Origin of the sequence: Tsukamurella conjunctivitidis, from assembly GCF_007858475.1 — a bacterium.
GTDB classification, from domain to species: Bacteria; Actinomycetota; Actinomycetes; order Mycobacteriales; family Mycobacteriaceae; genus Tsukamurella; species Tsukamurella conjunctivitidis.
The window spans coordinates 1-1,018 of record NZ_VIGX01000047.1 but is presented as its reverse complement, the minus strand read 5'-3'; the positions used below and the strand labels follow the sequence as shown (position 1 = coordinate 1,018).

The 1,018-nt window shown below is 67.2% G+C and carries 1 protein-coding gene; it reads left to right on the top strand.

Translation table 11 applies throughout. The features are described from left to right. Positions 1–777: sugar kinase (locus FK530_RS24240; protein ID WP_146489409.1), on the top strand; the 777-nt coding region annotated here is incomplete at its 5' end. Positions 778–1,018: the final 241 nt, after the last annotated feature.

Sequence of the window (1,018 nt, the reverse complement as noted above, 5' to 3'; positions counted from 1 at the left end):
ACCGAGCGTGGATACGGTGTGCGCGGCGCTGTCGGATGCTCCGACCGTGGCAACACGGCCGTCTCCCAGATGCGTCCCGGTCAGGTCGACTGGGACCACATCTTCGCCGACCTGGGGGTGCGCTGGTTCCACACCGGTGGCATCTTCGCCGCCCTGTCCGACACGACCGCCGAGGTGGCGCGCGAGGCGATGGAGTCGGCCCACCGGCACGGGACCATCGTCTCCTACGACCTGAACTACCGGTCCTCCCTGTGGAAGGCCATCGGCGGTCAGGCCCGCGCCCAGGAGGTCAACACGGAACTGGCCCGCCTCGTGGACGTCATGATCGGCAACGAGGAGGACTTCACCGCGAGCCTCGGCTTCACGGTGGAGGGGACCGATGCAAACCTCACCGAGCTTCCCGTGGAGTCCTTCAAGCGGATGATCGACGAGGTCCAGGCGGCCTACCCGAACTTCAGCGTGATCGGCACGACGCTCCGCCAGGTCCGCACGGCCACCGTGAACGACTGGGGAGCCATCGCCTGGAGTCGGGACACCGGGTTCGCCCAGGCCACCCAGCGTGACGGTCTGGAGATCCTGGACCGCGTCGGCGGGGGGGACTCCTTCGCCTCAGGACTCATCCACGGGCTCATGGAGTTCGGGGACCTCGAACTCGCAGTGAACTACGGGGCCGCCCACGGTGCGCTCGCCATGACCACCCCTGGTGACACCTCGATGGCCGATGCGGACGAGGTCCGTCGTCTCGTCGAAGGGAGTGGCCTTCGCATCCAGAGATGAGGCACACAGGGTGAGACCTGCGGGACTCGCCTCCACCACCACAGCATTCGCACCTCCCCCCACGTCTGGCCGGTGTCCGCTCCCAGGAGCGGAGCGGACACCGAAGCTCAAAGGAGAGAAACCTTGTCCGAAACACTTTCACCACCCCAGCAGGACCACGGCGGAACCGTGATCGAACGCACCACGGGCGACCTGGTCAAGGCCGCCATGTCGGGCTGGCTGGGCACCGCCCTGGAGTTCA